Annotated in this window: 17 protein-coding genes; 6 read left to right on the forward strand and 11 right to left on the reverse strand. The window is 70.6% G+C overall.

Features of this window, described 5'->3' with window-relative positions:
- Positions 1-362: 362 nt before the first annotated feature.
- Positions 363-1,643 (reverse strand): O-acetylhomoserine aminocarboxypropyltransferase/cysteine synthase family protein, encoded by a 1,281-nt coding sequence (locus ABD716_RS07720; protein WP_344775502.1) that lies wholly within the window; start codon positions 1,641-1,643, stop codon positions 363-365.
- Between the two features lie 94 nt (positions 1,644-1,737).
- Here ABD716_RS07720 and ABD716_RS07725 point away from each other — a divergent pair, with 94 nt between their 5' ends.
- The 3 genes from ABD716_RS07725 (at position 1,738) to ABD716_RS07735 (ending at position 9,349) form a co-directional block, all read left to right on the forward strand.
- Positions 1,738-2,658 carry an alpha/beta hydrolase family protein gene (locus tag ABD716_RS07725; protein ID WP_344775505.1) on the forward strand — a complete coding sequence of 307 codons (921 nt, stop codon included), beginning with the start codon at positions 1,738-1,740 and terminating at the stop codon, positions 2,656-2,658.
- Between the two features lie 77 nt (positions 2,659-2,735).
- On the forward strand, positions 2,736-6,584 hold the full coding sequence (gene hrpA / locus ABD716_RS07730; protein ID WP_344775507.1) for an ATP-dependent RNA helicase HrpA: 3,849 nt from the start codon (positions 2,736-2,738) through the stop codon (positions 6,582-6,584).
- 92 nt (positions 6,585-6,676) lie between these two features.
- Entirely contained in the window at positions 6,677-9,349 is a 2,673-nt protein-coding gene (locus ABD716_RS07735) for a phosphoenolpyruvate carboxylase (RefSeq protein ID WP_344775509.1), read from the forward strand.
- A 15-nt stretch (positions 9,350-9,364) separates the two neighbouring features.
- On the opposite strand, the gene ABD716_RS07740 is transcribed toward ABD716_RS07735, so the two are convergent.
- From ABD716_RS07740 to ABD716_RS07755, 4 genes are all read right to left on the reverse strand, one after another.
- The gene (locus ABD716_RS07740) at positions 9,365-10,063 is read right to left on the reverse strand and encodes a hypothetical protein (protein WP_344775511.1); all 699 of its coding nucleotides are present in this window, start codon (positions 10,061-10,063) and stop codon (positions 9,365-9,367) included.
- Between the two features lie 76 nt (positions 10,064-10,139).
- Positions 10,140-11,036, reverse strand: a complete 897-nt coding sequence (locus tag ABD716_RS07745; RefSeq protein WP_425553406.1) for a sulfurtransferase — start codon at positions 11,034-11,036, stop codon at positions 10,140-10,142.
- A 119-nt stretch (positions 11,037-11,155) separates the two neighbouring features.
- Positions 11,156-12,139: a ribonucleotide-diphosphate reductase subunit beta gene (locus ABD716_RS07750; protein ID WP_344775513.1), complete on the reverse strand. Its 984-nt coding sequence runs from the start codon at positions 12,137-12,139 to the stop codon at positions 11,156-11,158.
- A 6-nt stretch (positions 12,140-12,145) separates the two neighbouring features.
- A complete protein-coding gene (locus tag ABD716_RS07755) occupies positions 12,146-14,644 on the reverse strand; it encodes a ribonucleoside-diphosphate reductase subunit alpha (RefSeq protein ID WP_344775515.1) in 2,499 nt (832 codons plus the stop codon).
- 241 nt (positions 14,645-14,885) lie between these two features.
- Here ABD716_RS07755 and ABD716_RS07760 point away from each other — a divergent pair, with 241 nt between their 5' ends.
- Positions 14,886-16,115 carry an MFS transporter gene (locus ABD716_RS07760; protein ID WP_344775517.1) on the forward strand — a complete coding sequence of 410 codons (1,230 nt, stop codon included), beginning with the start codon at positions 14,886-14,888 and terminating at the stop codon, positions 16,113-16,115.
- Positions 16,116-16,243: 128 nt separating this feature from the next.
- On the opposite strand, the gene ABD716_RS07765 is transcribed toward ABD716_RS07760, so the two are convergent.
- Complete coding sequence (locus ABD716_RS07765) at positions 16,244-17,242, reverse strand: hypothetical protein (protein ID WP_344775519.1); 999 nt, start codon at positions 17,240-17,242, stop codon at positions 16,244-16,246.
- 353 nt (positions 17,243-17,595) lie between these two features.
- Positions 17,596-18,069, reverse strand: a complete 474-nt coding sequence (locus ABD716_RS07770) for a MarR family winged helix-turn-helix transcriptional regulator (RefSeq protein ID WP_344775521.1) — start codon at positions 18,067-18,069, stop codon at positions 17,596-17,598.
- 47 nt (positions 18,070-18,116) lie between these two features.
- Between ABD716_RS07770 and ABD716_RS07775 the strand changes: the two genes are divergently transcribed.
- Positions 18,117-18,338: a hypothetical protein gene (locus tag ABD716_RS07775; RefSeq protein WP_344775524.1), complete on the forward strand. Its 222-nt coding sequence runs from the start codon at positions 18,117-18,119 to the stop codon at positions 18,336-18,338.
- 56 nt (positions 18,339-18,394) lie between these two features.
- Here the strand turns inward: ABD716_RS07775 and ABD716_RS07780 are convergent, their stop codons facing one another.
- Positions 18,395-19,411: an aldo/keto reductase gene (locus ABD716_RS07780; protein ID WP_344775526.1), complete on the reverse strand. Its 1,017-nt coding sequence runs from the start codon at positions 19,409-19,411 to the stop codon at positions 18,395-18,397.
- Between the two features lie 57 nt (positions 19,412-19,468).
- Here ABD716_RS07780 and ABD716_RS07785 point away from each other — a divergent pair, with 57 nt between their 5' ends.
- Positions 19,469-20,641 carry an acyl-CoA dehydrogenase family protein gene (locus ABD716_RS07785; protein WP_344775528.1) on the forward strand — a complete coding sequence of 391 codons (1,173 nt, stop codon included), beginning with the start codon at positions 19,469-19,471 and terminating at the stop codon, positions 20,639-20,641.
- 16 nt (positions 20,642-20,657) lie between these two features.
- Here the strand turns inward: ABD716_RS07785 and ABD716_RS07790 are convergent, their stop codons facing one another.
- Genes ABD716_RS07790 through ABD716_RS07800 form a run of 3 tightly spaced genes read right to left on the reverse strand, consistent with a single transcriptional unit; the run spans position 20,658 to position 23,366 of the window.
- Positions 20,658-21,038 (reverse strand): RNA-binding S4 domain-containing protein, encoded by a 381-nt coding sequence (locus ABD716_RS07790; RefSeq protein ID WP_344775530.1) that lies wholly within the window; start codon positions 21,036-21,038, stop codon positions 20,658-20,660.
- Positions 21,038-21,961: a ribokinase gene (locus ABD716_RS07795; protein WP_344775532.1), complete on the reverse strand. Its 924-nt coding sequence runs from the start codon at positions 21,959-21,961 to the stop codon at positions 21,038-21,040. The genes ABD716_RS07790 and ABD716_RS07795 overlap by 1 nt, the downstream gene beginning before the upstream one ends.
- Entirely contained in the window at positions 21,954-23,366 is a 1,413-nt protein-coding gene (locus tag ABD716_RS07800) for an FUSC family protein (RefSeq protein ID WP_344775534.1), read from the reverse strand. Before ABD716_RS07800 ends, ABD716_RS07795 begins: the two co-directional genes overlap by 8 nt.
- Positions 23,367-23,369: the final 3 nt, after the last annotated feature.

A 23,369-nucleotide genomic window follows, 5' to 3' on the forward strand; every position in this document is an offset into this window, starting at 1 on the left:
CACTAGATGTCGCTCCGAGCCGGACACCCCGCCCGCGGCGACACTAGATGCCGTTTCGAGCCGGACACCCCGCCCGCGGCGACACTAGATGTCGCTTCGCGTCCGACTTCCGTTGGGCGGCGACAGTAGATGCCGCTTCGCCCTGGTCGAACCCGCCTCGAGTGTCGCCGCGTGGAACGGCCGTCGGGGTTTCCGACAACTATTGTCGCCGCGCGGTGCGGGCGAGGCGCCAGGCGCCGGGTGCCGGGTGCCAGGCCCAGGCCCCAGGGGCCCCAGACCCCAGGCCCCAGCCCCCAGGCCTCAGGCTCCAGGGGGCCCCAGGGGTCCCCAGACCCCAGACCCCAGGCCCCAGGCCCCAGACGCTAGGCGACCGAGCCGGCCGCCTGCAGCCCCCGCGCGAGGTCGGCGAGGATGTCGCGCGCGCTCTCGATGCCGACCGACAGCCGCACGAGGCCCGGCGTGATGCCGGCATCCGCCTGCTGCTCGTCACTCAGCTTGAGGTGGATCGTCGACCCCAGGTGGATCGCCAGCGTGCGCACGTCGCCGATGTGCGTCATGGGAGTGATCAGCTCGAGCGCGTCGATGAAGCGCCGCGCCGCGTCGCGCGACCCGAGGTCGACCGACACGACCGAGCCCGCACCAAGCGGCAGGTAGCGCTCGGCGAGTGCGCGGTACGGGCTCGAGGCGAGCCCCGGGTAGAGAACGGATGCCACCTCGGGCCGCCCCTCGAGGAACTCGGCCACCGCCTGGGCGTTGGCCACGTGCCGCTCCATGCGCAGCGACAGCGTCTCGATGCCGTGCAGCAGCAGGAAGGTGCTCGTGGGCGGCACGGTCGGCCCGTATTCGAGCACGATCACCGTGCGCAGATAGGCGCCGAGCGCGCCGGCGCCGAAGCGCTCCACGAAAGAGCCGACGCCGGGCCTCGGCGCCTCGGTCAGCTGCGGGAAGCGGCCAGAGGCGGCCCAGTCGAAGCGGCCGCCGTCGACGACCGCGCCGCCGATGACCGAGCCGTGGCCCGAGAGCCACTTCGAGGTCGAGTGGATGACGACGTCGGCGCCGAACTCGATCGGCCGCTCGAGATACGGCGTCGGCACGGTGTTGTCGACGACGAGGGGAACGCCGTGCGCGTGGGCGATCGCGGCGAGCCGCGCGAGGTCGGTGACCTGGCCCAGCGGGTTCGTGAGGCTCTCGGTGTAGAGAGCCTTCGTGGTGGGGCGGAAGCGCGCGGCCCATTCCTCGTCGCTCGCGTCGTCGGGCACGTACTCGGCATCGATCCCCTGGCGGGCGAGCACCCCGCGGAACATCTCGTTGGTGCCCTCGTAGAGCGACCGCGTGATCAGCACGTGGTCGCCTGCACCCGCCAGCGCCGCGACCGCGACGAGGATCGCCGCCTGCCCGCTCGCGACGACGATGCCGTCGACACCGCCCTCGAGGTCGGCGATGCGCTGCCCCGCGACGAAGTTCGTCGGGTTCTCGTTGCGCGAGTATGCCCGCCCCCCGCGCCCGGCGAAGCGCGCCTCGCCGTCGTCGAAGTCATCGAAGACGTAGCCGGCGGTCTGGTAGATCGGCGTGACGCGCGCTTGGGCATGCGCATCGATCACCGCACCCGCGTGGATCTGGCGCGTTTCGAAGTCGAGGGGCATGCGGACAACTGTATTGGCTCGCTTCCGGCGGCCTCTTGTGGGCAGTTCACAAGGCGCAATGACCGCGCGCGGCGGCGTGGCTAGCGTTGCGAGCATGGCAACGGAGCACCCGATCACCGCGCCCGACGGCACTCGCACCGTCGTCGACGAATACCGGCCGCAGGCGCATTCCGAGACAAGCGGGTCGATGGATGCCTCGGCCGCGGTCCTCTTCCTGCCCGCTCTCGGCGTCCCGATCGGGTACTACCGGCCGCTCTTCGAGAAGGCCGCCGCGCGCGGCATCCGCATCTTCGGCCTCGAGATGCGCGGCCGCCCGCGCACGTCGACGACGGATATGCGCAAGCACGACTGGGGCTACGCGACGATCATCGAGCAGGACATCCCGGCCGCGTTCCGGCAGTCGCCGCTCGGCGAGATCGAGCACCTCACGGTCGTGGGGCACAGTCTCGGGGGACTGCTCGCGCTCACGGCGACCGGCGCCGGCATCCTGCGCCCCGACCGCGTCATGACTGCGGCGAGCGGTGCGGCGCACTTCACCTCGCGCGACGGCTTCGTCGCGCGTATGCAGCGGCGTCTCGTCACGCCGTGGGCTCGCACGATCACGCAGGTCTGGGGCTACTTCCCGGGGCACAGGCTCGGCTTCGGCGACCGGCAGCCGAAGACGATGATCGCCGATTGGCACCGTGAGGCGCGCACCAACCGGTTCATCTTCGCGAACACCTCGACCGACTACGAAGAGGCACTGCACCACGTCGAGGTGCCGGTGCTGCAGCTGTCGTTCGCCGGCGACACGCTCGTGTCGTCTCGGGCGGTCGACATGCTGGCGCAGCGGGTGGGGCCCGTCACTCCCGAGCGCGTGCATCTCGGCACGGATGCCAACGAGGGCCGTGCCTGGGACCATGTGCGGTGGCCCCGTCAGAACGCGGACGCGGTGCTCGACACGATGCAGTCCTGGGCCCGCGAGCACCCGGCCCCCGCGTCGGCATCGCCGCTCCCGACCTCCCCCGAAGTGTGAGTTCGGGTCGCCTCTTTCGCGAAGAGGGAGCCTGAACTCACTCCTCGGCGTCGCGCGCATGGGAGAATCGACGAGGCATGTCCGACAATCTCGAGATCCGCTTCCCTGCCGAACTGCCGGTCAGCGCGAAGCGCGATGAGGTCGCGGCGGCGATCCGTGACCATCAGGTCGTCATCGTCGCGGGCGAGACCGGCTCGGGGAAGACCACCCAGCTGCCGAAGATCGCCCTCAGCATCGGGCGCGAGCGCATCGGCCACACCCAGCCCCGCCGCCTTGCCGCCCGCACCATCGCCGAACGCATCGCCGACGAGCTCGGCGAGAGCGTCGGGCAGACCGTCGGCTACAAGGTGCGCTTCACCGACCAGGTCGGCGCGAGCACTCGCATCAAGCTGATGACCGACGGCATCCTGCTCAACGAGATGCATCGCGACCGCGAGCTCACGGCCTACGACACGATCATCATCGACGAGGCGCACGAGCGCAGCCTCAACATCGACTTCCTGCTCGGCTACCTCGCCCGGCTGCTGCCGCGCCGGCCCGACCTCAAGGTCATCATCACCTCAGCGACGATCGACCCAGAGTCGTTCGCGAAGCATTTCGCCGACGCCGCCGGGAACCCCGCGCCCATCATCGAGGTGTCGGGGCGCACCTACCCCGTCGAGGTCAGGTACCGGCCGCTCGTGGCTGAGGATGTCGAAGACGACGACGTGGATGCCGCAGGTACGGGTCTCGATACGCCCGCTTCGCGGGCTACTCGACCATCGGAAGATCGCGACCTCAACGAGGGCATCCTCGACGCCCTCGACGAGCTCGCCCGCGAAAGCCTCAGCGACGTGCTCGTCTTCTTCTCGGGTGAGAACGAGATCAGGGACGCGGCGGACGCCATCCGCGGCCACCTCACCCGACAGGGCAAAGCCGACCAGACCGAGGTGCTCCCCCTCTATGGGCGCCTCAGCGCGGCCGAGCAGCACCGCGTCTTCGAGACGAGCACCCGGCCAGGCATCCGCCGCCGCATCGTGCTCGCCACGAACGTGGCCGAGACGAGCCTCACGGTTCCCGGCATCAAGTACGTGATCGACACCGGCACCGCGCGCATCTCGCGCTACTCGACGCGCGCCAAGGTGCAGCGGCTGCCGATCGAGGCGATCAGCCAGGCCTCCGCCACCCAGCGCTCAGGCCGCGCCGGCCGCACGAGCGACGGCATCGCGATCCGCCTCTACTCGCAGGACGACTTCGAGAAGCGCCCCGCGTTCACCGAGCCCGAGATCCTGCGCACGAACCTCGCGGCGGTCATCCTGCAGATGATCTCGCTCGGCCTCGGCCAGATCGAGAGCTTCCCGTTCCTCACCAAGCCCGACCCGCGCGGCGTGAAAGACGGCCTCGATCTGCTCACCGAGCTGGGGGCCCTGCAAGGGCGGGGCGCAGAGCTGCGCCTGACCCGCATCGGCCGCGAGCTCTCGCGCCTGCCGATCGACCCGCGCTTCGCGCGCATGGTGCTCGAGAGCCGGCGGCACGGCACCACGCGCGAGGTGATGGCCATCGTCGCGGGCCTCACGATCCAGGACCCGCGCGAGCGCCCCGTCGAGCGCCGCGGCACCGCCGACCAACTGCACGCCCGCTTCATCGACCCGACGAGCGACTTCCTCACCCTGCTCAATCTCTGGAACCATCTCGAAGAGAAGCAGCGCGAGCTCAGCTCGAGCGCCTTCAGGCGGCTCTGCAAGGCCGAGTTCCTCAACTACCTGCGCGTGCGCGAATGGCAGGACGTCTACCGCCAGCTGCGCCGGATGTCGAAAGAGCTGCACCTGACCGTGGGCGAGCCCGCGGTGAACCCTGACGGCATCCACAAGTCCCTGCTCGCCGGGCTGCTCAGCCACCTCGGCCTGCGCGATCTGCAGAAGAAGGACTACGCGGGCGCCCGAGGCACGCGCTTCGTCGTCTTCCCCGGCTCGGCCCTCGCCAAGAAGCAGCCCGCAGCCCTGATGAGCGCCGAGCTCGTCGAGACGAGCCGCCTGTTCGCGCGCGTCAACGCCGCGATCGACCCGGCCTGGGCCGAGCCGATCGCGGGCGATGCGCTGCTCAAGCGCCAGTACTCCGAGCCCCACTGGGAGAAGAACCAGGGCGCCGCCGTCGCCTACGAGCGCGTCACGCTCTACGGCGTGCCGATCATCGAGCGCCGCCGGGTGCAGTTCGCGCGCATCGACGAGGCATACGCCCGCACGCTCTTCCTGCGCCACGGGCTCGTCGACGGCGATTGGCCCACCGCGCGCAAGGGGCAGCTGTTCGAGTTCGACCGCAAGAACCGCGCGCTCGTGACGCGCATCGCGCAGCTCGAGGAGAAGACGCGCCGCCGCGACATCACGGGCGGCGAGGAGGCGGTGTTCGCGTTCTACGACGAGCGCGTGCCGCGCGACGTCGTCGACACGCGCAGCTTCGAGCGCTGGTGGCGCGAGGCGCGCGCGAAGGACCCCGAGTTCCTGACGATGACCGAGCGGATGCTTCTCGGCGACGACTCCCCCGACGAGCTCGTCGACCAGACCGCGTTCCCGAGCATCTGGCGGCAGGGCGACCAGCGCTTCCAGCTCTCCTACCGCTTCGAGCCGGGAGCGGAGGACGACGGCGTGACGGTCACCGTTCCGCTGCCGCTGCTCGCCCGCCTCGCCCCCGCCGGCTTCGACTGGCAGGTGCCCGGGCTGCGCGCCGAGCTCATCACGGCGATGATCCGCTCGCTGCCCAAGGCGCTGCGGCGCTCGGTCGTGCCCGCCGCGGACTGGGCGGCGAAGATCGTCGCCGAGGTGCCCGCCGAGCCCGACGGCCGCCCCTTCGCCGACGTCGTGGCGGCGGCGATCAAGAAGCTCACCTACGCCCCGGTGGACCCCGGCGACTTCGACCTCGAGCGCATTCCGGCGCATCTGCGGCCGACGTTCGCCGTGATCGACCAGCGGGGCAAGCGGCTCGGCCGCTCGAAGGACCTCGCGGCGCTGCAGCACCGCTTCGAAAGCAAGGCGCGCGATTCGGTCGCGGCCGTCGCGACGGCCCGGGTGCCCGACGCGCTCGAGCGCGCCAGCGTTCCCGAGTGGGACATGAGAGAGCTCCCCCGTCAGGTCGACACGACGGTCGGCGGGCTGCAGAACACGGTGCGCGGCTACCCGGCTCTCGTCGACGAGCGCGGCACCGTCGCGCTGCGCATCCTCGCGACCCCGGCCGAGCAGGCCAGGCAGCACCCGCGCGGGGTGCGGCGGCTGCTGCTCGCCGAGATCCCGTCGCCCGCGTCGTACGTGCAAGAGCATCTGACGGCCCCCGAGAAGCTCGCGCTCGCGACCGCCCCCTACGCGTCGACGCCCGCGCTGTTCGCCGACTGCCTCGCCGCGGTCATCGACGAGGTGCTCGAGAACGACGCGTCGCAGGGCATGGTGTTCACGCGCACCGACTACGAGCGGGTGCGCGATCAGGCATCCCAGGTCGTCGTCGACGCGATGTTCGACACCGTCAAGCAGGTGGCCGCGACGCTCACGGCCGCGCGCGCGGCCGAGAAGGCGCTCGCCTCGACCAGCAGCCTCGCCCTGCTCGCCCCGCTCGCCGACGCGAAGCAGCAGCTCGCGAACCTCGTCTACCCCGGCTTCATCTCGGCGACGGGGCGCGCGCAGCTGCGCCACCTGCCGCGCTACCTGAACGGCATCGCGTGGCGTATCGAGAGGCTGCCCGACAACCCGGGCCGCGACCGCGTATGGCTCACCGAGGTGCAGAACGCGACCGCGAGATACACGGATGCCGGGGGCACGCTTCCCCTGCAGCCGGGTGCCCGCCCCAGCATCCGGCACGCCCGCTGGATGCTCGAGGAGCTGCGCATCAGCCTGTTCGCCCAGCCGCTCGGCACCGCAGAGAGCGTCTCGGTGCAGCGCATCGCCAAGGTGCTGGCCGAGTAGCCGCGGGCGCTCGGCGTAACACGCGGCATACCGTAACGCCCATGTAACGGGCCAATTGGCTTAGGACCGCGCGCGTCACCTAACCTGACTGCGTGAGCGACCTTCAGCCAGACACCGCCCCGTCGCCCTCTCGCCGCCGCGACAACGCCCGCGCCGAGGTCGACGAGCCCCTCCGCGCCGATGTGCGCACGCTCGGCGGCCTGCTCGGCCGCGTGCTGAACGCGAGCGCCCCCGGCCTGCTCGAAGACGTCGAACGGCTCCGGGCCCTCACCATCGCCGCCTACGAGAACGACGATCAGGAACGCTTCGAAGAGGCCGAGGCTCTGGTCGCGAGCTTCACGCCCGAGCGCGCAGAGCAGGTCGCCCGCGCCTTCACGGCTTACTTCCACCTCGTGAACCTCGCCGAAGAGCAGCACCGCATCCGCCGCCTGCGCGAGCGCGACGTCCCCGGCCGCGCCGAGACCCGCACCGACACCTTCGCCGGCGCGATCACCCAGCTCACGAGCGAGGTCGGCGAAGAGGAGACCGCGCGCCGTGTGGCCGAGCTCCGCTTCCACCCCGTGCTCACCGCCCACCCGACCGAGGCCCGCCGCCCCGCGATCTCGGGCGCCATCCGCCGCATCGCCGAACTGCTCGCCGAGCGCGACGACCCGCGCCTCGGCTATGCGAGCGGTCTCGAGAACGAGCGCCGGCTGCTCGAAGAGATCGACACCCTGTGGCGCACCAGCCCGCTGCGCGCGCAGAAGCCGACCCCGGTCGACGAGGTCCGCACGGCGATGAACGTGTTCGACACCTCGCTCTTCCAGGTCGTCCCGCGCGTGTACCGCGCGCTCGACGACTGGCTGCTCGGCCCGGATGCCGGTCGCGCGCCGGCCCGCGCGAAGGCCTTCGTGCGCTACGGCTCGTGGATCGGCGCCGACCGCGACGGCAACCCCTTCGTGACCGCCAAGGTGACCCGGCAGGCCGCCCAGATCGCCAGCGAGCACGTGCTGCTCGGCTACGAGCGCGCCGCATCGCGCATCGGCCGCACCCTGACGCTGTCTGCGGAGGACACGCCGCCCTCGGCCGCGCTCTCCGAGCTGTGGATCCGGCAGCGCGCCCTCGCCGGCTTCGCCGCCGACGAGCTCGAGCAGCGCTCGCACACCGAGCCGCACCGCCGCGCGCTGCTGTTCGTCACCCGCCGCATCGTGGCGACCCGCACCCGCGACGCCGACCTCGCCTACGAAAGCCCCGACGAGCTGCTCGCCGAGCTGCGCATCATCCAGTCCTCGCTGCGCGAGGGCGGCGCCGAGCGCGCCGCGTCCGGCGAGCTGCAGCACCTCATCTGGCAGGTCGAGTCGTTCGGCTTCCACCTCGCCGACCTCGAGGTGCGACAGCACTCGAAGGTGCACCGCCAGGTTCTCGAAGAGCTGCGCTCGGGCGCCACGCCCCGCTCGGAGCTCGCCGACGAGGTGCTCGAGGTCTTCCACACGATCTCGGCCCTGCAGAAGCGGTTCGGCGTCGACGCCGCCCGTCGCTACATCGTGTCGTTCACGCAGTCCGCTGAGGACCTCGCGAACGTCTACGAACTCGCGAAGCGCGCCCTCGGCTCGGCCGAGGCGGCGCCCGTGCTCGACGTCATCCCGCTCTTCGAGACCTTCGCCGACCTCAACAACTCGACCGACATCCTCGACGGGCTCATCGAGCTCGAGCCGGTTAAGGCGCGGCTCGCCGCGACCGGCCGCCGCCTCGAGGTCATGCTCGGCTACTCCGACTCGTCGAAGGACGTCGGCCCCGTCTCCGCCACCCTGGCGCTCTACGACGCGCAGAGCCGCATCGCCCAGTGGGCCCGGCGCAACGACATCGAGCTCACGCTCTTCCACGGCCGCGGCGGCGCTCTCGGCCGCGGCGGCGGCCCCGCGAACGAGGCCGTGCTCGCGCAGCCGCCGCACTCGGTCGAGGGCCGCTTCAAGCTCACCGAGCAGGGCGAGGTGATCTTCGCGCAGTACGGCGACCAGACCATCGCCGCGCGACACCTCGAGCAGATGGCGAGCGCCACGCTGCTGGCCGAGGCACCCTCGAATCAGGAGCGCAACGAGCAGGCATCCGTCGCCTACGCCGCCCTCGCGGCGCGCCTCGACGAAGCCAGCCGCGCACGCTTCTTCGAGCTCGTGAAGGCCGACGGCTTCGCGCAGTGGTTCGGCCGCGTCACGCCGCAGGAAGAGGTCGGTCTGCTGGCCCTCGGCTCGCGCCCCGCACGCCGCGGCCTGTCGCTCGAGTCGCTCGAGGACCTGCGCGCGATCCCCTGGGTGTTCGCCTGGTCGCAGGCCCGTGTGAACCTCACCGGCTGGTTCGGCCTCGGCACGGCGCTCGCCTCGATCGGCGACCCCGAGCTGCTGCAGAAGGCCTACCACGAGTGGCCGCTGTTCGGCACCATGATCGACAACGTCGAGATGTCGCTTGCGAAGACCGACGAGCGCCTCGCGCGCCGCTACCTGGCCCTCGACGGCCGCGCAGACCTCGCGCAGCTCGTGCTCGACGAGATGGCGCTGACGCGCGAGCAGGTGCTGCTGACCTCGCGCCACAGCGAGCTGCTCGAGGGCCGTGCCGTGCTGCAGCGCGCGGTGCAGCTGCGGTCGCCCTATGTCGACGCGCTCTCGCTGCTGCAGCTGCGTGCCCTGCGCGAGATCCGCGCGACCGGCTCGACCGACGCCGAGGACCAGCCGCATCGGCTCATGCTGCTCGCGGTGAACGGAGTCGCCGCCGGCCTGCAGAACACCGGGTGACAGGCGGCGGGGGGCTCAGGCCGTGAGGGATGCCTCGGGCCGCAGCGCCTCGCCTCGTGCCGCCGGACGTGCCTCTGGTGCGCGGGGCGCCGACGTCTTCGCCTGCTCGAGTTCGGCGATGGCCGTGCGCAGCAGGGCGATCAGCCGGTCGTCGGCGTCCCAGACGCACGCCTCGGCGATGCCGCACGCGGCGACACGGACGATCTCGAGCCCCGCCCGCTCCTGCCGGCCGGGCGGGATGGCGCCGTTGAACTCCACGTGACGCGCGACCCACTCGGTCGCCCCCGGCGCTGCGGTGAACGCGGCCTCGGCCCGCGCCCGCAGCTCGGGCGCGTCGACGCCCAGCTCGTCCAGCGCTCCGAGACTCGCCCGCAGCCCGACAGCGAGGGCGTGCTGCCGGTGCATGCTCGAGACGGGAAGCGCCGACGCGGCGGCGCTCGCCGCAACCCGCAGCGTGCCGGCGCGCGAGGCCGTGAGGCCGATGACGCGCGGCACGTCCTGCAGCAGCTCCTGCCGGCGTGTGTCGCTGACCAGGTCGTTGACCGCGCGGGCGAGCGCGGCCAGCACCGGGTCGGTGCAGCTGGGGTGATCGCTCCAGCGTTCGCCCGCGAGGTACGAGGCGAACTCCATGAAGCAGGCGCCACGGCGCGGCGTGCGGTGCCGCCCCGCCCCGAGGCGCGGAAGGTAATCCGGTGTCGAAATGCGTGAACTCATTGCGACCTCGCTCGTGTCGATGATCCCTAGATCATCACTCTGCAGAACCGTCGCGGCAAGGGGGATTGACGGATGCCTATTCCGCGGTCTCGCCCGTCTCGATCGGCAGCTCGGGGTGGTTCGACCACTGGCTGAACGAGCCGGGGTAGAGCACGGGCGCGAAGCCCGCCAGGGTCAGCGCGACCGCTTCGTGCGCCGCGGTGACGCCGCTGCCGCAGTAGGCCCCGACGGCTGAGGCATCCGTCACGCCGAGCTCTTCGAACCGCGCGCGCAACTCCCCCGGCGTTAGGAACCGCCCGTTCGCGTCGACATTCGCGGTGGTCGGTGCGCTCACCGCGCCCGGAATATGGCCGGCGCGCGGATCGACCGGCTCGACCTCGCCGCGGAAGCGATCGCCCGCTCGTGCGTCGAGCAGCACGCCCGATGCTGCGAACTCGGCGACGCCCTCGAGCGGGATCACGGGAAGGGCGCCGTACGCGAGCGTCACGGTGCCCGGAACCGGCGGGTCGCCCGGGCCCTTCTCGAGCGGATTTCCCGCGCTCACCCATGCGCGCAGGCTGCCGTCGAGCAGCCTCACGTCGGCGACGCCCGCGTAGCGCAGCAGCCACCATGCCCGAGCGCTCGACAGGTTCTTGAGGTCGTCGTAGACGACGACGGTGTCGCCGGGGTCGATGCCCCAGCTGCGCGCCGACTGCTGCAGCTCGTCGAGCTCGGGCAGCGGGTGGCGGCCGTCCTCGGGGCGGCGGCGCGCGGGCGGCAGCGCGAGCTCGGTGTCGAGGTCGACGTAGACCGCCCCGGGGATGTGCCCCAGCTCGAAGGCGTCGCGGCCGTCGGGCTTGCCGGCGGGTCGGCCGACGCCGCCCCAGCGCACATCGAGCACGCGCACAGGGCCGCCGTCGGCATAGCGCCCATCGCGCAGGGCCACTTCCAGCTCGTCGGGGTCGGTGAGGATCGGGCGTTCGCGTTCGGTCACGCCTCGACGCTAACGCGGCGGAAACGCCGTAGGGCGCACGTTTCGGAAGAAAACGTGCGCCCTACGTGCGGTTCGCGCCCTACGTGCGGTTCACCGCGGTGCTCGATGAACCGAGGGACTCAGCTCGACGCCTTCGCGTTCGACTCGTACGAGGTGTTGGTCGACTCGAAGAAGTTGACCAGCTCGAGCGTGTCGTTCGCGGTGGCCATCCACTTCGCGGGATTGCTCACCTTGTACTCGGGCTCGAAGCCGAGCTCTTCGAGGCGGCGGTCGGCGAGGTACTTCACGTACTGGTTGATGTAGTTCGCGTTGAGCCCGAGGATGCCGCCGGGCAGCAGGTCGCGGTTGTACTGCTCTTCCATCTCGACCGCGTCGAGGATCATCTGCTTGATCTCGTTCGCGAACTCGGGCGTCTGCAGGTCGGGGTTCTCGTCGAGCACCGTGAGGATCAGGTTCATGCCGAACTTCAGGTGCAGCGACTCGTCGCGCACGATCCAGTCGACGAGCGAGCCGAAGTTGCGCAGCAGGTTCCGCTGGCGGAACGAGAGCGCCACCATGAAGCCCGAGTAGAACCAGATGCCCTCGAGGATGATGTTGTACGCGACGAGGTTGCGGATGAAGTCCTGCTTGCCCGCCGTCGTCGTGATGTCGAGCGTCTCCTCGGTCATCCGGCGGATGAACTTGACCTCGAACTCCTCCTTCTTGGCCATCGACGGGATGTCGACGTGGGCGTTGTAGGCCTCGTCGCGGTCGATGGGGAAGGTCTCGAGTACGTACTCGAACGACATGCAGTGGTTGGCTTCCTCCCACATCTGCTTCGCGAGGTAGAGATGCGCCTCAGGTGCGTTCACATACGGGTACACGCCGAAGGCCAGAGCCTTGTTGACGAGCAGCTCGTTCGGGTTGAAGTACGAGATCAGGAAGGTGACCGCGTGGCGCTCCTCCTCCGTCATCCTCTTGAAGTCCGCCAGGTCCTCGCCGAGCTGGATCTCATTGGGGAACCAGGTGTTCGCCACCGCCTGGTCGTAGAGGTCCATCGCCCACTTGTAGGTGATCGGCTTGAGGAGCAGGCCGTCCTTGACGCCTGTACCGAGGATTCCCATGCGGTGTTACTTGCCTTCCGATTCGGTGGTGGAGGAGGTCAGGCCGCCGAAGCCGAAGCCGCGGCGCGCGGGGGCGCCGGCGGCCGCGGGCTCTGCGGCGGGCGTCGCGGCCGGCGCGGATGCCTGACCCGAGCCTGCGGCGCCGAAGCCCTTGCGCGCCCCGCCGATCTCTTCGCTCTTGTTGACGCGCACGGTCGACTGCTCGGCCTGGTGGCGCGGCTTCATGTGCAGGTAGTACGTCGTCTTCACGCCGCGCTTCCAGGCCTCGGAGTAGATGTCGACCATGTCAGAGAGGTCGCGCGTCTCGAGGTACATGTTGCGGCTGATCGCCTGGTCGATCCACTTCTGGGCGCGGGCCGCGACCTCGAGGAATGCGATCGGCGAGAGCTGGAAGCTCGTCTTGTAGACGCGCTTGATCTCGTCGGGGATCGCCGCGATGCCCTGGATGTCGCCCTGGCTGCGCAGCACCTGCTCGCGCACCTGCTCCCACAGGCCCTTCTCCTGAAGGGCGGCGACCAGGTTGCGGTTCACCTCGAGGAACTTGCCGTTCGAGGTCGCACGGCTGAAGATCTGCGAGAACTGCGGGTCGAAGCCGGGCGTGGTGCCGGCGACGAGGCCGATCGACGCGGTCGGCGCGACGGCCATGAGGGTCGCGTTGCGCACGCCGCCCTTGACGCGCTCGCGCAGCGAGTCCCAGTCGAGGGTGGTGCGGCGGCTGACGTCGATCGGCACACCACGATCCTTCTCGGTCAGGTCGAGGGTGTCATAGGGCACAAGGCCCTGGCTCCACCGCGAACCGGCGAAGTTCGGGTACGCGCCGCGCTCGGCGGCGAGGTCGACGGATTCCTCGATCGCGTAGTACGAGATGCGCTCGGCGACCTCGTCGATCAGGTCGTATGCCTCTTCCGAGTCATACGGCAGGCCGAGCTTCTCGACCACGTCGGTGTAGCCCATCATGCCCAAGCCGATGGCGCGGTTGTTGAGGTTGGCGTTGTCGGCCTCGGGCACCGACGACATCGTGATGTCGATCAGGTTGTCGAGCTGGCGCACGGCGAGGCGCACCGAGCGCTTGATCGACTCCCAGTCGAAGGTGCCGTCGGCGCGCAGGTGGCGCGGCAGGTTGATCGACGCGAGGTTGCAGACGGCGATGTTGTCGATGTCCTGCGGAAGGCAGATCTCGGTGCAGAGGTTCGACAGGTGGATCGTGCCCGTGTTGTTGTTCAGGGCACGGTTGTTGATCGTGTCCTTCCAGGTCAGCCACGGGTGCGCCGTGGTCTGCAGGCTCATCAGGATGTCCTTGAACTGCTGGCGGGCGGGCAGCTTCTTGAACATGCGCAGGCGGCCGGCCTCGGCCTCGGCGGCGTAGAACGCGTAGCGCTCGGAGAACGCCTTGCCGTAGAGCTCGTTGAGGTCGCCGACCTCGAGCGGGTCGAAGAGGTACCACGGCTCGTCGTTCTGCACGCGCTTCATGAACTCGTCGGAGATCCACACGGCGGTGTTCGCGGTGCGGGTGCGGCGGTAGGGGTCGCCCGAGTTCTGGCGAAGGTCGAGGAAGTCGGGGAAGTCGAGGTGCCAGTTCTCCATGTAGAAGGCGAGGGCGCCGAACTTCTTGCCGCCGCGGCTGACCGCGCGCAGCACCGAGTCGATGGTGTGCATGAACGGGATGGGGCCGGTCGAGACTGTGTTGTTCGAGCGGATCGGCGAGCCCTGCGAGCGCAGCTTGGTGACCGACAGGCCGATGCCGCCGGTGCCCTTCGTGATCCACATGACGTCGCGCACCGACTTGGCGATGTGCTCGATGTCGTCGTGCATCTCCATCACGAAGCAGTTCGAGAGCTGCGGGAACTTGGTGCCGGCGTTGACGAGCGTCGAGCCTGCGGCGAGGTAGTCGAGGCGCGACATCGTCTCGTAGAACTCGAGGGCGATGGCGGTGGGGTCGGCCTCGTTGAGCGAGAGGCCCATCGCGATGCGCATCCAGAAGTACTGCGGCACCTCGAGCGGCTCGCCGTTGCGGGCCTTGATGCCGTAGCGGTTGTTCAGCGTGACGAGGCCGATGTAGCGCAGCAGCTGGTCGTTCGCCGGCTCTAGCGCCGCCGCCAGGCGGTCGAGGTCGAAGAGCTGCGGGAAGCGGGGGTCGAGCAGCTGCTCGGCGACACCGCGCTCGACATAGGCGCGGAACTGCTCCTGGTGCTTCTGCTTCAGCTCGGCATCCGTGGCGTAATCGCCGAGCACCCTCTTGTAGATCGTCTTCAGCAGCAGGCGCGCGGCGACGGTGTCGAACGCCGGGTCGTCCTTGACGTTCTGCAGGGCGACCTGGATGACCGCCTCGTCGAGCTGCTGCGTGGTGATGCCGTCGAACAGCGTGAGCTCGAGCTCGCTCGCGATCTGCGTCACCCAGGTGATGTTCTCGTCGAGGCCTTCCGCGGCCTTCTCGATGGCGAGGTTGATCTTGTTCGCGTCATACGGCTCGCGCGTTCCATCGCGCTTGACAACGGTGATTGCCACGACTGTTTCTCCTTCGTTCCCCTGTGTTCTGCGCTGTTTTTCGCCACCGGTTGGGCTGCAGTTCCCCGAACAGCTTGATCACTATATAGCGGGGCGCCCGTTCCCCCTTGCCCCTACATCTAGTGGGCGTGTCGTCCACAAATGTGCATAACTTCTGCCCGTTTTCCACAGGCTAAGCGGCACCACCGACATCGCGGCGCGCGCCGGGTCAGGCCGCCGCGATCGATAGACTGGGCAGACCGTGAGCGCGTATTCGAGTGTCCTGAAGACGCCGGGCGTCGCCCGGATCATCGCCGCGCAGCTGACGGCGCGCTTCCCCTCCGGAATGCTGTCCCTCGGCATGCTGCTCCACGTCGAGCAGGTGCACGACAGCTACGGCTCCGCGGGTCTCGTGCTCGCGGGCGGGGCCGTCGGCCAGGCCGTCGCCGGGCCGCTCACCAGCCGCCTGATGGGCCGGCTGGGCATCCGCCCCGTTCTCGCGGTCACGACGGCGCTCTGCGCCGCGGCGATCCTCACGATCGCGTTCGTGACCATGTCGATCCCGCTCACGATCCTGGTCGCGTTCGTCTCGGGGCTCGCGACGCCCCCGGTGCAGCCGGCGGTGCGCACGATCTACCCGAAGCTCGTGACCTCGCAGCTGCTCACCCCGCTGTTCTCGCTCGACGCCTCCGCACAGGAGATCATCTGGATCGCCGGCCCCGTCGTCGTCACCTTCGTCGCGACGCAGGTCTCGACCGTGCTCGCGCTGGTGCTGTGCGCGTTCTTCATGGTGTTCGGCGGCCTGTGGTTCATCCTGTCGCCCGAGCTCGGGCGCGTGCGCATTCCTCGCTCGAAGCGCCGCTTCGGGGTCGTGCTGACCCGGCCCACCGTCATCATCTCGACCTTCGTCGGCCTGCTGCTGATCGGCTCGTGCTCGGCCGTCGAGGCGGGCGTCGTGGCGAATTTCCAGGGCACCGGGGCGGATGCCTCTGCCCACGGCTACGAGTCGGGGGTCGTGCTCGCGATCTGGTCTCTCGGCTCGCTGCTCGGCGGCATCACCTTCGGGCATCTGCCGCTCTCGCCCTGGTCCCTCGCGCGGCGCATGCTGCTGATGTTCGCCGGTGTCGCGCTCGCGAGCATCTGGCTGAACGTCTGGTGGATGGTCCCGGCGCTGCTGATCTCCGGCGCCGGCATCGCGCCCGCGCTCGCGGCCATGTTCGCCATGACCTCGTCGTCGGTGAAGTTCAGCGACACGGCAGAGGCCTTCGGGTGGATCGGCACCGGCCAGCTGATCGGCGCCGGCATCGGCTCGGCGATCGCGGGCTCGGTCATCGACTCGAACGGCCCGCAGTGGGCGTTCTTCGTGTCGGGGGCCTTCGCGCTCGTCGGCGTGATCGTGCCCGCGCTCGCGGTGCGCAAGCTGCCCGACCTGCGGGGCCGCGACTCGAGCCCCATCCCCGACACCGAGCCGATCGCGATCCAGCCGAGCTGACCCGCCCCCTCCGGCTCCCCGCGCCCCTCCGGCTCCCCGCTCCCCACTCCCCGGGTGGAGGTTTTGCGTCCTCGCCCGACATCCGCGTCCGGCTCGTCGTGCACATCTGTCGGCGGCGGACGCAAAGGTCAGATGAGCCGGCGACGAATCGGCCGTAGTCCGCACTCGCGCAGGATCCGGTCGAGGTCGATCGGATGCCTCACCTCCGGCCACCCCCACCGGCCGAAGTCGTTGTCCTGGCGCCTCAAGATGTCTTCGCGGCGCTTCTCTTTGAGCACGGCCTCCCCCGGAGTCATGCCCCCGAGGTATTCAGGCTTCACATACTTCCCCCCTCCGTCGAATTCGCCGATCAGCGGCCGTGGCATTCCCGGGCCGCGCCGCCACTTGAAGTCGACGTCGAAATAGCCCTCGGCGTGGAAGTGGCGCACCTGCAGGTCCGGCACCTCACAGCCCAGCTGATAGATCGTGACGCGGCTGGCCGATTCCCCGGCGTTGGCCGCTCGGCCGTCGGCGAACTCGACGGCGAACTCCGCTCGAGCGAGCCCCCAGTCGCCGTGGCGCGAGAGCACCTCAGCCACGTCCGACTTCGAGAGCCTCACGAGCGACCGCGCGGTCGGGCGCAGGGCCGCGTCAAGAGCGACGACCGTCGACATGAAGTCCCCAGACCGCGCGAGATCCGCGATCGTTCGCGCCGGCGTCGTCACAAAGAACGGGCCCCAGGGCATGATCTCCTCCGGCAGATAGCCGGTGCGGTGCACACGAACGCCGTGCTTGCTGCGTCGTGCGCTCGTGGCCGGCTCAAGAACGTCGACCGATCGGCCCCACGCAGCGACGGTCGGCAACCCGAGAATGGCGAGCGCGCTGCGGTGCGAGAACACGACAGGAGCCGATCGACGTGTCAGCCCGACGGCGGCGATGAGGTCGAGGTAGCGACGACGGCTTTCCAGATAGCGCTCGTCGCCCTCGATCGTCGCGAGCGGCGGAAGCACCGGCCGCAGCACTCCGACGCGCAGAGCTTCCAACTCGCCCCTCGCCCGACGGCGCTCAAACGCCCGCACCGCGTCGCCGTGCGAGCTGTCTCGGAAAGCGAGACGCAACCGGGTGAAGTCAGGAGGTTCGAGTTCCATGCACGCATTGCTAGCCCAGGCAATCGGGGCGCCGTCGCCTCGTCCCGCGGATCCGTGGACTACTCACGCATGTCGAGCGCTGTGCTGGGGAAGCCGCACCGCCGCGGCGCTCAGTTCTCTTGCGTCCCCGGTCTCTTGCGTCCCGTCTTCTTCGTCCGGTCTTTTGCGTCCCCGGCCGACAGAAGTGACTCACCCGGAGGGCGCACCTGTCGGCCCGGGACGCAAACCCTGCCGGCGAACGGGGACGCAGACCGTGCTGGGCGGCGGGACGCAGACCGTGCCGGGGAGAACGGGACGCAGGCCGTGCCGCGGAACGGGAACGGGAACGGAAACGGGAACGGGAACGGGAAGGGTTACGCGCGCGAGGGAGCGGACTCGACCGCCGCGATCAGCCCGTGCAGGGTGTCGCGCAGCGTCGCAAGCTCTGCGACGTCCATGCCGAGCAGTCGCATCACGGCGGGCGGCACCTCGAGGGCCTGGGCACGCAGTGCACGCCCGGCATCCGTCAGCTCGACCCGCAGTGCGCGCTCGTCTTCGGGCGAGCGGCTCCGCCGCACGTAGCCGAGCGCCTCGAGGCGCTTGAGCAGCGGCGAGAGCGTCGCCGGCTCGAGGCGCAGAGCATCGCCCAGCGCACGCACCGAGTGCGGCCCGCGTTCCCACAGGGCGAGCATCACGAGGTATTGCGGATGCGTGAGCCCCATCGGCTCGAGCAGCGGCCGATACATCCCGATCACACTGCGCGAGGCCACGGCCAGCGCGAAGCACACCTGGTTCTCGAGCGCGAGCAGGTCTTCCGATGAAGTGGCGCGAGGGGCGGCATCCGACATATGATCAGTGTACAAACGATTAGTGCACTAACGAAAGCGGGCGCGTGGTGGCCGAGGCCAAGGGGTTCTGGAGCTTCTATCAGAAGGCGAATCGGGTCGTGCGCACGTTCACGGGCCCTGCACAGATCGGCGCCGGCCACCCGGAAGCACCGGAGGTGCGCAATGCGTCCGCCCCGTGCCCGATCTGCGGGCACCCGATGACAGAGCACGAGGTGCTGCGGGCCGCCGATCAGCGCGAGCCGACGCGGCTCGTGTGCCCGACCGCCTGAGCGCAGCCGGCCCGCGCACTGCGAGCCTGCGCACCGCCTGCCTCAGCGCCCCCCGGTCACCACTTCTCGTGGATCGCCGCCCGGAAGTAGCGGTCGTAGATGTCGCGCACGCGCGCATTGAACTCGGGCCCGAGCTCGGGAACCGATGAGGCGGCGGCATTGCTGAGCGCCTGGTCGGCGTTGCGAGCGCCGGGGATGACCGTCGAGACGGCCGGCTGCTGGGTCACCCAGGCGAGTGCGGCCTTCGCGGGCGTGAGCAGAGCATGGTTGTCGATCTTCCACTCCTCGCGCAGCTGGGCCACGGCGTCGGAGAACTCCTGCGCGGCGGCGACGCCCGTCTCGAAGTCGACGCCCGAGAACGTCTCGCCCACGTCGAATGCGTCGCCGTGCCGGTTGTAGTTGCGGTGGTCGCTCTCGGGGAAGGTGGTGTCCTTCGTGTAGCGACCCGAGAGCAGCCCAGAGGCGAGCGGCACCCGCGCGATGATGCCGACGCCGGCCTCGCGTGCCGCGGGCAGCACCTCGTCGAGCGGCTTGAGGCGGAACGCGTTGAGGATGATCTGCACGGTCGCGACCTTCGGCCGCGCGATGGCGGCGAGCGCCTCCGCCGCGGTCTCGACGCTGACGCCGTAGTTCGCGATGACGCCCTCGTCGACCAGCTGGTCGAGGGCGTCGAAGACCTCGTCGTTCGAATAGACGGGGCTCGGCGGGCAGTGCAGCTGCACCAGGTCGATCGTGTCGACGCGCAGGTTCGCGCGCGAGCGGTCGAGCCAGGTGCGGAAGTTCGCGAGGGTGTAGTTCTCGGGCACCTGGTCGACGCGGCGACCCATCTTCGTCGCGACCGTGAGCGGGGCATCCGGATGCGCCGCCTTGAATCGCCCGACGAGAGACTCGCTGCGCCCGTCGCCGTAGACGTCGGCCGTGTCGAAGAACGTGACGCCGGCCTCAGCGGATGCCTCGAGCACGGCGAGCGCGTCGACTTCGCTGACGTTCCCCCAGTCGCCCCCGAGCTGCCACGTACCGAGTCCGATGACGGAGACTTCGCGCCCCGTCCTGCCGAGCGTCCGTTGCTGCATGGGTTCCACTCTAAGTGGGTCGCCACGCATGTCGGATGCCGGGAATATGCTCACGCCGTGGCTGAATCGATCCCGGGCGTCTCCGTTCTCTCCGATGAGCTCCTCGCGCGCATCCGGTCGCGCGCCCCCCGATACGACCGCGACAACGGGTTCTTCGACGAGGATCTCGCCGAGCTGGCCGCCGCGGGCTACCTGAAGGCCTTCGTGCCCGCGGGCTACGGCGGCCTCGGAATGACGCTCGCCGAGGTGGCACGCGAGCAGCAGCGGCTCGCGGGCGCGGCCCCCGCGACCGCGCTCGCCGTGAACATGCACCTCGTGTGGACCGGCGTGGCCAAGGTGCTGCGCGATCGCGGCGACGACTCCCTCGACTTCGTGCTGCGCGAGGCGGGGGCGGGCGAGCTGTTCGGCTTCGGCATCAGCGAGGCGGGCAACGACCTCGTGCTCTTCGGCTCGACGACCGAGGCCGCTCCGGAGCCGGGCGGCGGCTACCGCTTCACGGGCACCAAGATCTTCACCTCGCTCTCGCCCGCATGGACCCGGCTCGGCGTGACCGGCCTCGACACGGCGAGTGCCGACGGCCCCCGCGTCGTCTACGGCTTCATCACCCGCGACGCGGTCGCCGGCGGCAGTGTCGAGATCAAGGACGACTGGGACACCGTCGGCATGCGCGCGTCGCAGTCGCGCACGACCGTCTTGAAGGGGGCGTATGCCCCGGCCGAGCGCATCGTGCGCCGACTCGCCCCCGGCCCGAACCCCGACAGCCTCGTGTTCGGCATCTTCGCGAACTTCGAGGTGCTGCTCGCCTCGGTCTACACGGGCATCGGCCAGCGCGCGCTCGACATCGCCGCCGAGACGGTGCAGCGGCGCACCTCGCTCAAGACCGGCAAGCCCTACGCCCACGACCCCGACATCCGCTTCCGACTCGCGTCCGCGGCGATCCAGCAGGACGCGCTCGCTCCGCAGATCCAGGCCGTCGCGAGCGATGTCGACGGCCTCGTGAACCACGGCGGCCAGTGGTTCCCGAAGCTCGTCGGCGTGAAGATCCGCGCGACCGAGACCGCCCGCGAGGTGGTCGACAAGGCGATCCGCGTCTCGGGCGGCTCGTCGTACTTCACCTCGTCCGAGCTCGGGCGGCTCTACCGCGATGTGCTCGCGGGCATCTTCCACCCCTCCGACGACGAGTCGGCGCACAGCACCGTCGCGAACGCGCTCTTGGGGCCCGCCGAGTAGCGGCCCGGCTCGCCGGTCAGTGCCCGCGCAGCCGCTCGAGGGCGCGGCGGTCGCGCTTCGTCGGGCGCCCCGAGCCGCGCTCGCGCACGACGGGCGCAGCCCGCTCCTCCTTCGGCGGGAGAGCCGGCGTGCGATCGTCGATCGCGGCAGCGGCGACCGCGGCGCCGACGCGCTTCGTCAGCAGCTGCTTCACGAAGACGATGTGCTCGCGGTCGGTGAAGGCGCGCACCTCGTCGCCGATCTTGACCGGCTGGGCGGGCTTCGCACGGTCGCCGTTCACGCGGATGTGCCCCGCCTTGGCCGCCTCGGTCGCCGCCGACCGCGTCTTGTAGAGCCGCACCGACCACGCCCACACGTCGACGCGCACGCTGGTCGGCGGAGCGCCCGCGGCGGCCATCAGTGCACCCCCGCGGCGCGAAGGTCGGCGAGCTCGGCGGCAGTCGGGTAGGACGGCTGCGCGCCGCGCCGCGTGGTGCTGAACGCGGCGACGAGGGATGCCTCGGCCGCGGCATCCGGCAGAGAACGCCCCGCGGCGAGACCCACGGCGAGGGCGCCGGTGAAGGCATCCCCCGCGCCGGTGGTGTCGACCGCCTCGACGCGCGTCGCCGCGATCTCGGCCACCGCGCCGCCGTCAACCGCGAGCGCGCCCTGCGCGCCACGGGTGACGACGAGCTGCGAGATTCCGCGGGGCGCGACGGCGGCGCGCAGTGCCGCGATGCCATCGGCGTCGAGGTCGATCGGGGTGCCGAGCAGCTGGCCGGCCTCGAGCTCGTTGACGATCAGCACGTCGGTCGCGTCGAGCAGCGAGGCGGGCAGCGAGCGGTACGGCGAGGGGTTGAGCACGACCCGCGCGCCGGCCGCGGCGGCCCGGGCCGCGGCGCGCTGCACGACCGGCATCGGCACCTCGAGCGAGAGGCAGACGATCGCGGCATCGAGATATGCCTCGACGGGAATGTCGTCGGGAGCGATCGCCCCGTTGGCGCCCGGCACAAGGATGATCGCGTTCTCGCCGGCGTCGTCGACGGGAATGATCGCCTGGCCGGTCGCCACCCCGGGAAGGACGGCGACGTGCGCGACGTCGACCCCCGCCGCGGCCGCGTGCTCGCGAAGCATCCGCCCGTTCTCATCGTCGCCGACCGCCCCGACCAGCCGCACGCGCCCGCACAGACGAGCCGCGGCGACCGCCTGGTTCGAGGCCTTGCCGCCCGGCAGCACCTGCACGTCGCGCCCCGCGACGGTCTCGCCGGGCGCGGGCAGCCGCTCGACGCGGATGGCGAGGTCGGCGTTCAGCGCCCCGACCATGACGATGTGCTCAGTCACGTCTCAATGCAACCAAACTCTCGCGCAGGGCGCGCAGCTCGCCACCGAGCCGACCGCCGAGCTCGCGCGACGGCGCCGCGACGAACCGCTGCAGACCGGTGCCCAGCGCCACTCCCCGATCGATGAGATCGGCGGTGCGGCGCCCGGCGGGCACACGGCCGAAGGTGACGATGCGCAGGGCATGGAAGGGCGGCGCAAGCTGCTCGATGCGCGCCGTCGCCGCGCGCGTCTCTGCGGCGAGTCCGGCATATGCGGGCGCAGAGCGGTCGCCGGTGAGCACCTCGCGCCCGAGTGCCAGCAGCTCGGCCGTGCGGCGGCGCACCACGTCGATCGAGCGCACGGGCGCGACGAAGCAGCTGGCGACGATCGCGATGAGGCCGCCGAGCAGGATGGCGAGCAGGCGCTGGCCGAGCACCTCGGTGCCGCCCTGCCCGAGGTAGTCGTAGAGCAGGGCGAGCCCGCCGGTCATGGCGGCCGCCCACCATGCGTAGCTCATGGTGCGCAGCACCGCCCCGAGGCCGAGGATCACGAAGAGCGCGACGAGGGCGTTCGAATCCCCTGGCGCGAATGCGGTGCCGAGCAGCGTCGCGACGACGGTTCCCGCGCCCGCGCCGACCAGGCGCTGGATGCCCTTGTAGACGACGTCGCCGCGCCCGCGGTTCCCGCTGTTCACGACGAACGCCGTCAGCACGAACCAGGCGAGGTGCTCGGACAGCAGCCACCAGCCGAGCAGAATCGCGGCGGCGAGCGAGATCGCGAGGTGCAGGGCCATGCGCGAGCCGCTCGACGGCGAGGGCGCCGGGCGCTGTGCGGAGGGCGCCGCGCGGGCGAGGCCCGCACGGCTCGGGTCCTCTCGCGCTGTGCCCGCCCCGACCAGCCACCCGAGAACCGACCCCCACGCGACCGCGATGAGCGCGGCGAGCGCACCCCACCAGACCCCGGCCCCGGCGGCGAGCGCGGCGGTCGGCGTCACGAGGGCGGCGACGAAGGGGAACGACCAGAGCGAGCCGAGCCGTGCCCAGAGTGGGCCGAAGCGCCGCACCCAGATCGCCGCGACGAGCGGCGCCGCGATCAGCGCGAAGCCGAGCGCGGCGTGCGCGTGGACCACCCGCCCGATGAGCGCCCCGAGCAGCGCCACGAGCGGAATCATCAGGAACCGCGCGGACACGGCCGCCCAGGCAGGCATCCGATCGCCCGCGCCCGGGGAGGCCTGCCGCTCGTCCGATCGCACGATCGACAGCGCGATGATCACCCCCGAGACGCACAGCTGAACGACGAACTGCTGGTGGCGGGCGAAGAACGCGATCGTCCAGAAGGCGAGCAAGGCGGCGACGACGGACGCCACCGCGAACGGCGCGCCGACGCGCAGCCGCTCGCGCGACAGCCTCAGCAGATGGGCGAGCACTCC

Origin of the sequence: Gryllotalpicola kribbensis, from assembly GCF_039538245.1 — a bacterium.
GTDB lineage: Bacteria > Actinomycetota > Actinomycetes > Actinomycetales > Microbacteriaceae > Gryllotalpicola > Gryllotalpicola kribbensis.